This is a genomic window from Lysinibacillus sp. FSL L8-0312 (assembly GCF_038003285.1).
GTDB lineage: Bacteria > Bacillota > Bacilli > Bacillales_A > Planococcaceae > Lysinibacillus > Lysinibacillus fusiformis_D.
On sequence record NZ_JBBOOV010000001.1, the window covers coordinates 2,950,722 to 2,966,129 of the forward strand.

General features: G+C 35.5%; 15 protein-coding genes. 3 read left to right on the top strand and 12 right to left on the bottom strand.

The features are described from left to right. Positions 1-245 precede the first annotated feature (245 nt). Positions 246-1,028, top strand: a complete 783-nt coding sequence (locus MHI22_RS14910; protein WP_036128805.1) for an ABC transporter ATP-binding protein — start codon at positions 246-248, stop codon at positions 1,026-1,028. Next, positions 1,025-2,647 (top strand): hypothetical protein, encoded by a 1,623-nt coding sequence (locus MHI22_RS14915; protein ID WP_340812350.1) that lies wholly within the window; start codon positions 1,025-1,027, stop codon positions 2,645-2,647. The genes MHI22_RS14910 and MHI22_RS14915 overlap by 4 nt, the downstream gene beginning before the upstream one ends. 46 nt (positions 2,648-2,693) lie before the next feature. Here the strand turns inward: MHI22_RS14915 and MHI22_RS14920 are convergent, their stop codons facing one another. From MHI22_RS14920 to MHI22_RS14955, 8 genes are all read right to left on the bottom strand, one after another. Next, positions 2,694-3,308 (bottom strand): ABC-2 transporter permease, encoded by a 615-nt coding sequence (locus MHI22_RS14920; RefSeq protein ID WP_036128808.1) that lies wholly within the window; start codon positions 3,306-3,308, stop codon positions 2,694-2,696. Between the two features lie 4 nt (positions 3,309-3,312). Then, the gene (locus tag MHI22_RS14925; protein ID WP_058845232.1) at positions 3,313-4,170 is read right to left on the bottom strand and encodes an ABC transporter ATP-binding protein; all 858 of its coding nucleotides are present in this window, start codon (positions 4,168-4,170) and stop codon (positions 3,313-3,315) included. After that, the gene (locus tag MHI22_RS14930) at positions 4,170-4,547 is read right to left on the bottom strand and encodes a GntR family transcriptional regulator (protein ID WP_036128812.1); all 378 of its coding nucleotides are present in this window, start codon (positions 4,545-4,547) and stop codon (positions 4,170-4,172) included. The genes MHI22_RS14925 and MHI22_RS14930 overlap by 1 nt, the downstream gene beginning before the upstream one ends. 299 nt (positions 4,548-4,846) lie before the next feature. After that, on the bottom strand, positions 4,847-5,278 hold the full coding sequence (locus MHI22_RS14935) for a MarR family winged helix-turn-helix transcriptional regulator (protein ID WP_036128813.1): 432 nt from the start codon (positions 5,276-5,278) through the stop codon (positions 4,847-4,849). Further along, on the bottom strand, positions 5,268-5,549 hold the full coding sequence (locus tag MHI22_RS14940; protein WP_036128815.1) for a transporter suffix domain-containing protein: 282 nt from the start codon (positions 5,547-5,549) through the stop codon (positions 5,268-5,270). The genes MHI22_RS14935 and MHI22_RS14940 overlap by 11 nt, the downstream gene beginning before the upstream one ends. Positions 5,550-5,712: 163 nt before the next feature. Then, the gene (locus MHI22_RS14945) at positions 5,713-7,356 is read right to left on the bottom strand and encodes a DUF4179 domain-containing protein (protein WP_249646042.1); all 1,644 of its coding nucleotides are present in this window, start codon (positions 7,354-7,356) and stop codon (positions 5,713-5,715) included. Continuing rightward, entirely contained in the window at positions 7,343-7,876 is a 534-nt protein-coding gene (locus MHI22_RS14950; protein ID WP_036128819.1) for an RNA polymerase sigma factor, read from the bottom strand. Before MHI22_RS14950 ends, MHI22_RS14945 begins: the two co-directional genes overlap by 14 nt. A gap of 178 nt (positions 7,877-8,054) precedes the next feature. Further along, complete coding sequence (locus tag MHI22_RS14955; RefSeq protein ID WP_036128821.1) at positions 8,055-8,600, bottom strand: TetR/AcrR family transcriptional regulator; 546 nt, start codon at positions 8,598-8,600, stop codon at positions 8,055-8,057. Positions 8,601-8,764: 164 nt separating this feature from the next. Here MHI22_RS14955 and MHI22_RS14960 point away from each other — a divergent pair, with 164 nt between their 5' ends. Further along, positions 8,765-9,670 (top strand): alpha/beta hydrolase, encoded by a 906-nt coding sequence (locus tag MHI22_RS14960; RefSeq protein WP_340812351.1) that lies wholly within the window; start codon positions 8,765-8,767, stop codon positions 9,668-9,670. Between the two features lie 101 nt (positions 9,671-9,771). On the opposite strand, the gene MHI22_RS14965 is transcribed toward MHI22_RS14960, so the two are convergent. The 4 genes from MHI22_RS14965 to MHI22_RS14980 all read right to left on the bottom strand — a co-directional run bounded on the left by MHI22_RS14965 (position 9,772) and on the right by MHI22_RS14980 (position 15,298). Then, entirely contained in the window at positions 9,772-10,983 is a 1,212-nt protein-coding gene (locus MHI22_RS14965) for an MFS transporter (RefSeq protein WP_340812352.1), read from the bottom strand. Between the two features lie 155 nt (positions 10,984-11,138). Beyond that, positions 11,139-12,500, bottom strand: a complete 1,362-nt coding sequence (locus MHI22_RS14970; protein WP_082673780.1) for a TraB/GumN family protein — start codon at positions 12,498-12,500, stop codon at positions 11,139-11,141. A 232-nt stretch (positions 12,501-12,732) separates the two neighbouring features. Next, on the bottom strand, positions 12,733-13,425 hold the full coding sequence (locus tag MHI22_RS14975; RefSeq protein ID WP_089933677.1) for a stalk domain-containing protein: 693 nt from the start codon (positions 13,423-13,425) through the stop codon (positions 12,733-12,735). A gap of 211 nt (positions 13,426-13,636) precedes the next feature. Beyond that, entirely contained in the window at positions 13,637-15,298 is a 1,662-nt protein-coding gene (locus MHI22_RS14980; protein ID WP_051891779.1) for an AraC family transcriptional regulator, read from the bottom strand. Between the last annotated feature and the right edge of the window lie 110 nt (positions 15,299-15,408).

Genomic DNA, 15,408 nt, shown 5'->3' on the forward strand with positions numbered 1-15,408 from the left:
ACCTAATATGTAATTTCCAGTTAGAGTGGTTGTTCCTCTTTCTATCATATTTCAATAGTATGGTGTGTATATCAAAAAAGCCCTACGCTATGTAGCATGAAATATAGGAGTTTAAAATTTATCATATACAGTTAGACAAAGCTAGAAACGAACTGTTTTCATTTTAACAAGAGGAATAACCTCCTGTTTATTATGCTATAGTGTATTTATGGGTAATTTTTCAAAAATTAGAAAGGAGCTATGAAATGGATGAAATTTTAACGATTACGAATTTAACGAAGAGTTATGGAAACAAGGAAATCTTGAAGGGGATTGACCTTCATGCAGCTAGAGGGGAAATCATCGGTTACATTGGTCCTAATGGCGCTGGTAAAAGTACGACTGTAAAACTTATTCTAGGGCTAGAAGGTGATTATGGCGGAGAAATTAAGCTCTTTGGAAAAAGCATAGGGCAAGATCATATTGATTATAAACGAAAAATTGGCTACGTTCCCGAAATCGCTGATGTTTATGACAATTTAACAGGCTATGAGTATTTAACCTTTATTGGACAGCTTTATGGTTTAGAGCTAGAAGAGGCAGCTGACAAATCCAAATCACTAATGGAATTATTCGGGGTTGGTGAAGCATACCATTCTAGAATTTCCTCCTATTCAAAGGGTATGCGCCAAAAACTACTCATCATTGCAAGCCTTATACATAATCCAGACCTACTATTTTTAGACGAACCTATCAATGGTTTAGATGCAAACAGTGTCATGATTTTTAAAGAAATTTTAACGCAGCTGGCTGCCAACGGAAAAACCATATTTTACTCATCTCATATTATGGATGTGGTTGAAAAAATCAGTAGCCGTATCATTCTTCTGTATGATGGAAAAATTGCAGCAGACGGAACATTTGCCCAACTACAAGCAGATAATACCGAAGGAACATTAGAAAGAATTTTTAACCAGTTAACTGGATTTCATGAGCATCAGGAAATCGGAGAGAAATTTGTGTCCATCGTCCGAGGAGTTCAATCATGACAGATTTCAAAACGCTACAATTGCTTGATAAATTCCGACTGCTCTTTGTAAAAATGGGCATTGATTATGACGTGATGAGAAAAATCCTTCATATTAAATTAACGATGGATGAACGTAAAGTACCAACAATATTTAATCAGAATAAAAAGAAAGAGAACCAAAAATACGGCTATATTAAATCATTGTGGATTTATGTTTTATTTGGACTTGTACTCATCCCACTTATGGGATTTGGTGAAAACTTTCTTTTTCAACTGAGTATTGCCTATGCCATGATCATATTTTTAATTATGACATCCCTGATTTCTGATTTTTCTTCTGTACTTTTAGATGTACGGGATAAAAGCATACTTTCAACCAAGCCTATTTCAGCTAAAACAATCAATGCAGCTAAATTTATGCATATTTTTATTTACTTATCTTATTTAACACTTGCCTTAACAGCTATCCCACTGATAGTCAGCCTTTTTACTCAAGGAATTGTATTTTTTATTTTAACGGGTCTTGAGATTCTACTCATGAATTTACTGATTGTGGCATTCACAGCCATTTTATATATTGCTATTTTACGCTTCTTTGATGGCGAAAAACTGAAGGATATGATTAACTATGTACAAATTGCTTTGTCACTCATGCTGATGATTGGCTATCAGGTTCTTATTCGATCCTTTGAATTCGTCGATTTAAATATGACCGTAACATTTCATTGGTGGAGCCTCTTCCTTGTACCGATGTGGTTTGCCGCTCCATATGAATTAATACTACATGGTGATACATCTTTATTAACAGTCATCTACAGTATTTTAGCACTGATTATTCCTATAATCTCAATAGGAATCTACATCAAGCTCATTCCAACCTTTGAACGCAATCTTCAAAAGCTACTTAGTACAAGTAAATCAAAAAAAGAGAAGAACAACCGACTTAAGTCCTTTCTATTAACACTCGTGTGTAGCACACATGAAGAACGAGCTTTCTATCGCTTTGCCACTCTTATGATGAAGCAGGAGCGAGAGTTTAAGCTAAAGGTCTATCCGTCTTTAGGTTTTTCATTTATTATTCCTTTTATTTTCATGTTTACGTTTAATAGGTCCGAAGAAGTTGATTATGCTCTTAGTATGAGTTACTTAAATATTTACTTTAGTATGCTCATTATTCCTTCTGCTGTGCTTTTTCTTGGTCACTCTGCTAAATATAAAGCGGCGTGGATTTATAAAACACTCCCGCTTAAAGATTATACAGACTTACAAAAAGGTAGCTTGAAGGCATTTTTAATCAAATTGTATATTCCGTTATTTTTAGTACTAAGTGTAATCTTTAGCTATATTTACGGCATTCGAATTATCCCAGATTTACTAGTAGTTTTAGTAACAAGCTGGTTGTATACTATTATTTGTTTCGTCACGATGAGCAATAAAATACCTTTTATTAAACCATATGATGAAGTTGGAGATGCTCAAGGCTGGAAAACTATGTTGTTATTCATCCCTTTAGGTATGCTGGCAGGTCTACATTATTTAATTGCTAGTCAGGTACCATTCGGCTCTACTGTATATTTCATTGTGCTTCTCCTCATCAATATCGTGATATGGAAGCTGGTTTTTAAATCGGAAAAATAACTACAAAACGGCTTGAGTCCCTTAATAGGATTCAGCCGTTTTTTCATTAAAAAGCCTTTCGCTCATAAATACGTATAGACAGTAACCATGACCCCGTATATAAGATAATAATGATGACTGTTGCAATGAGATATAGTTGTAGTTCCTGTACCGCCATAAATTTTTGTACAAGGGCTCTTACTTGATTATTAAAGTCCGGAACAAAATAATTTACCATCACCATATAAATTCCAAATAAAGTTACACTAACAATAGCTAAGTGCTTTGTTTTAAATTGATAGGATATCGGCAGAATAAATGACATCGCAATCATGACTAATCCCATAATTAGTAGTATTTCTTTCCACAGTACTAATACTTCTTGCCCGTTCAAAAGAAAGTCGAGCAGATACGTATAGCACATAAATAACCCTGTAAAAATGAATGCCCCAATATATTTTGAACTAACAATTTCCTTCCTTGTATAGGGTAATGAATTCAGTAAAATATTAGCATTATCTTTTTCATCACTGGAAAATGCATTCATAATAAAAACAATACTATAAACAAATACGATAAATACTGGAGAAACACTGACCAATAAGTAAAGTATAATAGTAGCTATGTAGATGATAAGCATGTTTTTTTGAATTAAAATATCCTTCAGAATAAGGTTCACCATATCCTTATCTCCCCTTTTTTGTATAATACATAATGTCTTCAAGCGTAGGTTTTTCGACGACAACGGCATCTCCAAATATTGTGGCCACTCTATGTTTATGAGCTGTCAGTGCTTCAAAACCTCTGTTTGTTTTGCGAATGGCCAAGAACTCCTGCTCTGTTTCACGATCTAATAGCTCAAGCGTTCCCTTGACGATAGCGTAATCCTCTTCAATTTTATAAAACTCCTTCGTGAAGATATGCTCGCCATTATGAATAAAGGTAATATAATCTGCAATACGATCTAAATCTGTTGTAATATGTGTAGAGAAAAATATAGTTTTGTGTTCATCTTGCATTAACTCATGTAAAATATTTAGAAGCTCTCTACGAAATATAGGATCAAGACCTGATGTTGGCTCATCCATAATGATTAATTCAGCATGATGAGCTAAAGCCATGGCTAATGATGCCTTCATCTTCATCCCCTTTGAGAATGTCTTCATATTTTTGTTCAATGGCAGTTCAAACTGATTAATATAATGTTGAAATGTTTTTTCATCCCAGTTTTTATAAGCTGGTTTAATGATCCTTTTCATATCCTTTAGCGTAATATTTTCATAAAAAATATTGTCATCATAGACAAAACCGATGCGTTCTTTTATTTCCTTTTCGTTTCCCTTATAGGGCTTACCAAAAATAGAGATAGTCCCGCTATCCTGCTGCATTAAATTCATAATCATTTTAATCGTCGTCGATTTTCCTGCCCCATTTCCACCAATAAACCCTGTCACAAAACCCTTTTTAACTTTGATCGAAAGATCCTTTATTTCAAACCCATTAAAGGATTTTTGTATATGCTGTAATTCAATAACATTTTCCATCACTCATCCTCCGTATACAATAAAGTAAGCATTTCCTTTAACTCTATTAAGCTAATATTCATTTCCTTCGCATTTTGAATCGCCACCAACAACTTTTCCTCAATGGCCTTCATTTTTCTTTCCTTCATCATTTCTGTATTTTGTTCAGAGATGAACGAGCCTTTCCCAACAATAGAGTAAATAAAGCCGTTTTTTTCAAGTTCTTCATAAGCACGCTTTGTTGTGATGACACTAATTTCCAAATCTTTTGCTAGTTGACGCATGGAGGGTAATGGTTGGCCCTCTTGTAATTCACCCGTTAAGATTCGTTTTTTGATTTGTGCATATATTTGTTCATAAATAGGCTCTTTTGAACTGTTAGAAATAATAATTTGCATGCAAATACCTCTTTTGAAATATTGTATATATACTTTATATACAATATATACACATTTACAGTTATTTGCAAGTGAAAATTTCCTTTTAGTTAACCTGAGAAGATAGTTACCTGCAAACACCAAAAAAGCATATAGCCTAATGAATGACTATATGCCCTAAAACTTAAAATATAAATGCTTTCATTTCTTCCTCGTCTTCTCATCTGCTAAAAAGATTTCATGAAGACTAATGGTCATGTTTATTCCCCCTTTAATATTAAGGGTTACTATAAACACGGGTGTTAAAATGTAACATTTCACTAAAATTTATGCAGTATTATGTTTAATTTTTCAAGAGTGTCTAACATTTCGGCTAGCTCGTCAGATGATAAATAGGCATGGTATTTTTCAGTAATCTGTTGGTTAAATGCTTCCACTTCTTGTTGATAAAGTAATCCCTTTTCACCTAATTCTATAGAAAATGCTCGCTTATCTTCAACATGCTGCTTTTTTGTAATGTAGCCATCCTTTTCAAGCTTTGCTAACTGCTGACTCACTGCACTTTTCGTAATTGCCATTTTTTCAGCTAGTTCCGAAGGTGAGCAGGATGGATGTCGAATCACTAATGTTAAAAGAACATATTGCTGATTATTTAAGGAGAATTTAGTATAGGCCCTTTCCATTTTCTCAAGGATGATCCAAATATCTTCTATGGTTTGATTAATTTGCTCCGCTACATTGTTAGTCTTCATTTTTTTGAGTATCACCTTTTTCACGCCATTTTTTAGGATTTAGATAGCTTTTAAATTTGTTCGCTACTTCTTTCCCAACAAGTAAAGCACCCAGCCAAAACATGATTTCAGCAACTATAATACTTCCTGGTATTATACCTGCTTTTACTTTTGTAGGTATCGGTGTGAATGGTGTAATGATTGGGATTAACCACAGTGAAAGGGAAAAAATAATAATGCCTATTCCAAGCTTATAAGCAAAGGATTTTTGTGTTTTTTCATTAGAGGTCATATGTCTTCTCCTGTACAATAATTTATTTAAGTTAACTAAACTATATGATAAATTTATTTTTATGTAAAGCCGTTTTATCTTTACAAGAAAATAAAAACCCCTATCTATTTGAATACTGATGAGCCAAATAGATGGGGTTAGACTATCATACTTTAAGTATTTATTATTTCCCAGATGTAAGCGGCACACGTAGCTCTGCATCTGGATCATTCGTAGTATATTTCCAAATATAAATATCGAGCTCTTTATCCTTGAAGTTCTTATACTCATCCACGTGCTTATTATTCCCATTACCAAGTATTTTAGCAATCAGAGGCATTCCATAGTTACGATCTTTATGATCTAGATAATAGGTTTGAGAGACACCACCAAATGTAGGATCAGTGCTAAAGGATTCAACGTAGAGGTTGCTATCTTTCTTATAGTAAGTCCACGTTATTGAATACTCTCCAATCGTAGATGTCTTACTTTGAGGTTTCTCTGATATGTCAGTTAACCGAATCGGTTGTTGATCACCGTCTTTTACATCAACACGATGTTTAGCTACCAATGTCACAGATTGATTCGACAACGAGGACACATCCACTCCCGTCAATTCAAAACGAAGCTCTGTTTTATACGGATCTTTTTCTATATCCCATCTCCCTCCATCCAAAAATACTCCTCCAATATCCAGCTGATAATCAATGTAAGGAATATATGCATATTTCTCCTTATGTGTCAGTATTAAACGTACTTGTGTTGGAGTAACTTTCATTTCATGAATTTTTATCCCCTCAGATGCATTTTCTAAAGGAATATTGACTACTTTTTTAAATGACCCCTTCTTCAATTCTTCTTTGGATAACTTCATCTCTATATTCCAACTATCCTTTGCAATATTTAATGTATGTTCATAAGTTAGTTGGAACTTTGTACCTTTCGCTCGTAAGTTGTGTGATGTGAAAATTTGCTGACTAAAGTATTCACCTGTTGCACCAGGAGTTCCAAATACAGGTGTTTCCTCTTCTTTAATAGGCTGATTTTTATCATCAATAGCCTTGATACGTACCCATTTGTTCTTCATTTCAGAATCTGTAAATTTAACCGCTGACTGAAGCATTACTTTCCCTTCTGATTGTTCAAAGGTTTGTAGAATTACATTGCCGATTCCATCCTTTTGAATAGCGAAATTCTGCGTATGAGAGTCATTAGGGTTGTAAGGAATAGGCAGTTCTTCATCACCTATGGAATGAATGTTCTTCATTAAAAATTTAATGTCCGATTTCTGATCATCTGCTACCCAGTCTGTCTCAAAATACCCTTGGAAAAGACCAAGATCTTCATTCCATCGATGTGAGTAATTCCCTTTAATAAAATCGCCATTAGAATCTTGAAGTCCAATTTGATCAAAGCTCACATTATTTCCATCCCAAGATGCTTCAGGTTTCAAACTATATAGCAGAAATGTTCTGTTATCATCGATAAACGCTGTATGTACAGTTAGCGTGAACCCTTCCTTCGTAACAGATTGTTCAATCGTCTGCCCTAAGCCTTGTTCTAATGCAGACTGAATACCAGCTCTATAAGAAAGAATATTGGACCAATCATAATTCAGTGCTGCATAGACGGGTGTAGCCATTAAAGCGACAGCTAGTCCCGCAACCAAAACAAATCTTTTTCTTTTACGAGGTCGAAGTTCGATGGGTTCATCTGCAATCTTTAACTTATCCTGCTGGATACTATTCCACATTTGATCAAAGTCAGGATACGACATGTTATGGTCTGCCTTCATTTCATTGTTAAGCTTCTTTTCAATGCGTTCCAAATTGTTTCTCTCCCTTCAACGATAGGTTTTGATTTTGTTCCAACTTTTTGCGCATTATTTTCAATGCCTTATGAAGTCTCGATTTCACTGTACCCACTGGAATCCCTAGAGCTTCAGCAATTTCAGCTAACGATAGCTCACCGATATAGCGAAGGGTGACGACAGCCATTAATTTTTCAGGTAATTGCTTAAATAGCCCCTCCCATTCTTCCTCCGCTACCTTTTCCAATACAATGGTGTCTACAGATTTAACTGATTCTGTAGTTTGCTCATGAAGCAATAGAATCTGACTTTGTTTTTTTAACTGTGCCTGTTTTCTTTTAAGCATATTTAAGCATTGATTCATTGCAATTCGTAAAATCCAAGCACGCGTATGCTCAACATCCCTCCAATCTTGACGAAAAACGGTGACAAATACGTCATGGCAGAGGTCCTCTGCATCTTGGGTGTTCCGTAGCATGTAATAGCAGGTACGGTAGACATCTTTGTTGTATGCATCGAATAATTCACGTTCTGTCAATCTAAGGCACTCCTTTCTGATTGTTCTACTTTATAAACAAATGACTACTAGAAAAGGTTCATCTTTTTGGAAAAAGTCGTTACTTCACTTTAAAGATCCAACACGATAACCCTGCTCTAATGAAAGAGCAGGGTTTATCTACTTGCATTGTTTCTTTTTTGAACAGTGAAACAGGCATTTATAAATTTCTTTTCACTAATCTTCCTACTTGTTTTGCTACTAATTCGATATCACCATCGACCTCTTCTAAAACATAAGACTCTAAAACACCTAAGACAGCTGTTCCTAAAAACTTTAAGATAATATGTTTATCAATCCCCTGATTTGAAGGAGCATTTACATCTAATTTCTTATCGATTTCTCCCATAATAAAGACTAATAATTTTTTTCGAAATGAGAGTGTACTTTCACTTCTAAATAACGATGCAAAAAAAAGCTTGTGCTGCTGAAAGTAGGTAAACCATATAACGGTTCCTTCTATAAAGCCCTTCTCTTTCTTCTGATCACATATTTCTCTCAGACATGCTAAATGATCCTCAACAATTTTGTCTAATAAATCATATTTATCTGTGTAATGAAGATAAAATGTTTTTCTTCCGATGTCCGCTTTTTCACTTATATTTTTTACAGTAATATCATCAAAACCTTCATTTATCAACATTGCTAAAAATGAGGATTGTATCGCCTGTTGAGATTTCGTTTTTCTTCTATCCATTTTTTCCACGTTAAAACCTCCACGTTTTAATACACAGTTTTCATTTTATGTGTCATAACACACAATTGCTTGAATATGGTCATTGTTGTGACTACCTGTCTTTATTATTATAAATATACACGAGTGTAATAAAACTCACAAGTGTATATAAAACGTATAAAGGTGGTCTTCATATGACAGTTACAAAGAATAATGTAAGATTCAATGCAAGGGGAATAAAGCTTGCTGGTATTTTATACTTACCGGGGAAAGCTAACGAAAAGGAATCAAACCCTGCCATCGTTTGTGTACATCCAGGTAGTAGCTGTAAAGATCAAACAGCAGGTCTCTATGCTGAGAAGCTAGCAGAGTTAGGCTATGTCACAATTGTATTTGATGCCTCCTATCAAGGAGAAAGTGAAGGAGAGCCTCGATATATAGAAGAACCAGCTGCACGTGTTGAAGATATTCGTTGTGCGGTAGATTACTTGACTACACTTGCGTATGTAGATAAAAACCGTATTGGTGTCTTAGGGGTTTGTGCTGGAGGAGGTTATGCAGTGAATGCAGCAATGACAGAACGCCGCATTAAAGCGGTTGGTACAGTCGTTGGTGCAAATATTGGTCGATTAAATCGTGAAAGTGATCCTATTAAAGCGTTAGAGGCAATCGGTCAACAGCGTACTGCTGAAGCTCGGGGCGCCGAGTCCATGATAACAAATTGGATTCCTAAAAACCAAGCAACGCTAGAGCAAGCTGGGATTACTGATATTGATATTATAGAAGCAGTTGATTATTACACAACCCCAAGAGGTCAAAGTCCAAACTCTCCGAATAAGTTAAACTTTACAAGTATGGGATCTGTCATTGGTTTTGATGCTTTTCATTTAGTTGAGGAATTACTAACTCAGCCGTTACAAATTATTATTGGTAGTGTACAAGGGGCATTCGGGTCATATAAAGATGGTCATGAGCTATATAACAGAAATAAAGATTTACTTGTCGTTGAAGGGGCAAGTCACTATGATTTATACGATCAACCAGAACCTGTTCAAATTGCTGTTGAAAAATTAGCCACATTCTATAATGAGTATCTTTAACTAAAGCTATTAGTTGAACCGAACTCTCTATAGTAAGTACTATCAAAAGTGCTCCTATTCAAAGTTCGGTTCATCTATCATTAAAACGCAGGGATTACATTCTAAACAATCTCTTCCTTCAAACCTTCATAGGCAGATTTTGAATGCATAAATACATATAAAACTAGAGAAATAAAAATAGCTAAGATACCAAATACAATACATACTAACTGTAGCGAAAGCCAGTCGGCTAACATGCCTAAAGCTAACGTAAAGACAATCTGTAGCATATTCACGCCCATTGTGGAAACACTGCCGAAGCGACCCATAATGGCTGATGGCACACTCAATTGATAAAATGTACTGTATCCCGCATTACAAAATGACATACATATCCCTAAGGCAATAAAACTAATAATCGCCATTGCTACATTCGGTGATAAATAAAATAAGGTGTAGCAAATCGTTGTCAAAAGCAGACCATAAATAATATATTGTCTAGTTGAAAACCTTTTAGCATACCGAGCAGCCATTGCTCCACCGATAATCGCCCCAATCCCTGCAATACTAACCATTACACCATATAGACTATCTGAGGCTTGTAAGTTCTGTTTAATAAATGTAGCTTCCTGTGAATCTAATGCAAAAGCAATCATTAAAGCACCTTGAAAATAGAGAAAAACTTTGGCAAAGGCTCGCTCCTTTTTAATATAGGCATAGACAATACCATAATCCTCCTTTAGCATCTGCCAGGTAAGCCGTTGTCGGTGCATGTCCTGACGACCGTCTACTACTGGAAGCTTGAAAATGGCCAATGCACATACAAAGAACGTTAAAGCATTAAACCAAATTGCTACGGATACATCTGATAAAGCAATGATAAACCCAGCCAGTGCAGGCCCAATTAAAAATGAACCTGAGCTAAATATTCCTAGAATGGCATTAAAGGATTGTTTATCTTTGTCTGGCACATATTTTGAAATATAATAGGTACTACTTGGTCCAAAAAAGCTACTCGCTATATTAGATAAAAATAATACGCCATAAATAAGCCAAATAGAAGACGTAAATGGTAACAATAAAATCAGTATCCCACGAATGATGTCACTATAGATCATTAATTTTTGTTTATTGGATCGATCAATAATAGAGCCTGCAAAAAAGCTGGTTAAAATACGAGCGATTGGCCCTACAATAAATATACTAGCCATGGCAGTAGGTGACTCTGTCAAATGCCAAACTAATAAATTGAGCGCAACAAGATTTACCCAATTCCCTAAATATGAAAAACCAAAGCCAAACAGAATGAGACGATATTTCCTAATAATGCGCATAGGTCTCCCTTCTAGCTCTCAAAAATAGATTTTTGGTCATTTTTTACATAAAAGTACTCTTTTAGACAATCATATCTATTGAGGGATTTTGGTGCAACTAAAAATAGCAACCCTTAGCTAGGTCCATAGCTTTGGGTTGCCTTTTTAGTTTTTCTTTATTGATAAAATGGTTTTACATTGTATCCGCTTTTCTCCAAGTGATAGCGAATATTTTTATCGACTAGGAAGTGACCAGAACCAACTACAACAAAGTACTTACCTTCTTTTTCTTCAAGTACATTCATGATTTTCTTTGCCATTTGTTCATCACGTAAACCAAATAGCATTTTATTGAATTCTGATGATGTACCTTCCATTGCTTGGAAGCTTTTTGCGAACTCCTCAACATTCCCTTTATTCCAGCTTGTAAACCACTCTTTAAGAATTTTTGATTGATTTTCATCAGAAGGACTGATGATACTATCCAACACTGCGACTAATGACTGCTCCTGTGCTTCTGGTGATAATGCATCAAACATATCAACTTGTGCTTTTACTCCTTCTAATTCAATGACTGGCTTTTGTTGCAACTGTGCATTCAATAAGAAGTATACATCAATACCATGCATCGTCATCTCTTGTGGCGTCAATCCAAAGGAATCGTCCATTGCCAGCATTGATAATGCACTAGATAGCATCCAAGGCTTTTGCATTGTCAGCTGATCCATCGGAAGATCGTAAAGCTTTGCAACTTGCTCAAGCTTTGCATATGTTTCTGGTGCCACAGCATCTTTCAATGTTTTACCTTCTGTATACAGTGCCTTTTCTGAATAATATTCAAGTGCTTTTGTATCCAAAATATTTGCCTCAACTAATAGCGCATCCGATTCATTGAACGCTGTTACTAATTTTTTATCGAAAGGATATAAGTCTGGTGTGCCTAGATGGATGGATCCTAATAAGTACACAGTCGTATCCTCATCCTCTACAACCCAGGCCACCCCCTTCGATCCTTGTTCTGCAAGGGCATATGTACTTTTAATGAAACGAACAGCTAGTATAACAGCCTGCTGTGTTGTTGCTTTTTTTTCTAAATGCAGTCCGTTTGGAGAACCTTGTAATATATTTTGTTCTTTCATAAATTGAATGGCATCTTTGCCAACAGGTAAATCATAGCGTGCTACGATATTGTACATGCGCTTCACAATATCACCACGTGTATTATCGTTCTTTACACTCACTGGCTTGTATTGTTTATTTTCAGCTAAACCTAGAGTAGCAATTTTCTTTTCTGTCAAAGCTAGTAATTCATTTACTTTATCCACCGAAATTTCTTCAAGGAAACCATCGTAATACCATTCCATAGGGAAAATACCATATTTTTCTCCCTCATTTAATGTTTCAATAGCCCACGGACTAATCGATGGAACTTGAGGCTGTAATTGCTCTTCAGCATGAATCACAGGTACAACCGTTGTCAGCATTAACGAAGCACCAAGCAATACTGCACTTGTTCGTTTCATCATCTTTTTCATCATACTCTTTTCTCTCCTATCTCCTATTTTATGTATCAACACCGCTTGAAATTATACCATATAAATAACAACTATATTATACTTAAATGTGAAAAAATTAACAAAATTGTATTACCATTAAAGTTATGTCGAAATAGTTATCTATAAGCTACGTAATGCGACGTAGTTAATGCCGTTCACGCAAATAAATAAGACGATAACAGCTATTTATGTCATCGTCTTACTTGTGTATAGTTTATTGAATAAATTTAGGATCTAATATACCTAAACCACTACCTTCAAGTTCAAATTTCACTTTTGAAGCTCCATCTAAATTAACATGAACCTTTACCTTGTCTTTGATTGCTCCACTATCATAAATCAATTTACCATCTGCGTAAATTTTCAAGAAACCTACTCCGAAAGAGTTAGCTGCTAACTTTTTAATTGGTGCCAAATTGGTTTCGAATCCTTTGTAATTTCCATTGGCTAAGTATTCCGCTGTATGGTCTTGAACAGCACCGCCCCCATGGTAACCACCAAGTTGATAAGAACGCTCAAACTTTTCACCCGTATGAATTACGATAGAACTTGGATTATGGAACAATGGGTCCTCATCACGCCCAATAGGTTTTATATCTTTCAAAGAGGTGAATTGGGGAACCTCACCAATATAAACGGATTTTGTTTTTCCGTCCCATGTTACCTTTTCACCTAAAGATTCCGCAACAAAGCGCATTGGAACATATATTGTACCTTGATAATTAAATCCAGATTGACCTTTTTGCGGCACTTTTTCAACCTTATTGACATAGTAATTGATTGGATCCTGATACACGCTGATCTTTTTCAAGTCGCTTGCCGCTTCCGTAGTTGAGAAGTACGTAAACGTCAAACCTCCTAATATAAAAAATCCTAAATAACTTGTTATTATCAATAACTTCTTCACAAAATCACTCCTTAAAATTAATATAGATATATGTAATTATACCAGAAATTTCATATAAATTTTATACCAGGATATTTTTAAACAAACTTTTTTTCTAGTAGAATTATTTTTTCTGTACTAGTTTATTTGTACGCTATTTGAATATTAATGGAAAAAACTCGAACCATAGCTAATGGATCGAGTTTTACAGCAATTTTATTTCTTCTGCTTATCAAATAATGTTCTTTTTGAAAATAGATGGTAGCACATCTAACAACCGTTCACGTGTGATAGGGTCACAATGATTCCATGTAAAATCTACGAAATGAGTCTTACCAGGAGTTAACTTGGCTAAAGTGACAATCTGTGGACATTGAGTAATCGTTTGTAGTTCTTGAGGAGAAGCCAAGATAAAATTACGTTCTCCAGCATAGTGATTTATTTGATGCTGCTGGATTTCTATCCATGCTTGCCCTTGCTCAATTAGGTGCATTACTTTGGGAGTGGGACGGAAGCCAAGTGATTCATACAAGCTAGCAGCCAATCCTGTCTGACACATAACGTAAAATTTTACACCAAGCTTGAGATAAACCGTAGCCGTCTCTCCAGCAACATAAGCATCCACTAATTGCCTACGTACCATTCTTACTTTGTCCTCATATGTAGTAATCCACTTCTCCGCCGCTTTACTCCGCTCAACTAGTTTAGCGATATATCGTAACCGCTCAAACAATCTAAACTTCTTGTCTAGTACAACAGTTGGAGCAAGCGCATCCAGTTCCTGCAAGTCTTGCGGATAATAGCTAAGCAATATGAACTCTGGTTGCAGCTGTGCTATTTTATCTGGATCTGCCCAATCCCCGATACTATGAATATTTCGCAATTTATTGTGATAAACCACGTTATCTCTCATGATGGAGATGGCTGCTCCTATAGGGGGTATGCCTAGAACGAGTAATTCCCCAAGTGTAAATTTTCCATCAGTCACAATACGTGTTGCACTTGTAGGAACAAGAACCCTTCTACCCAGTGAATCAATAACTGTTCTTTCTGGCGTATGAAGATGAATGTTTGCATATTCACGTGGGGTGTTTCCAGTTAATTTATGAAAGCACCGACTGAAATAGTATTCATCTTTAAAACCAATTTGTCGAGCTATTTTGCTCAATGGATCGGTCGTATTACGTAGAAGTTCTTTTGCCTGATTTATACGTAAATGAGCCACATAATCAGTCGGCTTTTTGCCAGTCAACGTTTTAAACTTTTGACTATATTGCCATCTCACCATTCCAGCCATGTTAGCCAGTTGTTCTACTGTCAAGTCCTCATCATAGTGCTGTTCTATGTACTGTACAGTTTTTTGAACCAATTGTATCTTTTCTTCATTCAACAACTCGTTAGCTTGCTCATCTAACTGGACCATCATAGCTAGTATCTGCTGAAGTCTACCTTGCATCATCGCCATTCCTGATGTGGATAGAGAGGAACAAAACTGATTATTTATCCATGCTTCATTTCCTAATACTTGCTTGACTTGAGAAAATAACAGATTATAGGGATAACCACAAAGTAGGGGTGGATGGGCAACCTGATTCAACGTCATCCCTTCCACTTTAAAAGTTTCAAAGGTAAAGTGTGCCAGCTGTGCCTCTTTGTTACTTGATTCTACAGTGTAGCTTTGTGTAGGTAAAATTAGAACGCAGCTTCCTTGTCGTAGATCAATAGCCATTTTGTCTACATACAGCCGTATGCCATGACTCAGTGCTATTAATAATGCGCATACATTTATTTCATTATCCTTTATTCCCTCATTGTAGCTACTAGCTAGCATTATTTGATCAACTTGAAATCGTTCATAATGTTGTAGCCTAATATATAGGGGTGCTAGATTCATAAGCAACTCTCCAACCATTGAAAATGATTCTCATTATCGTTATTGTAACATATAATGACCCTCTATCAACTATTGTTCGAGTATGTACTATTTTAAAATACAAACAGTTT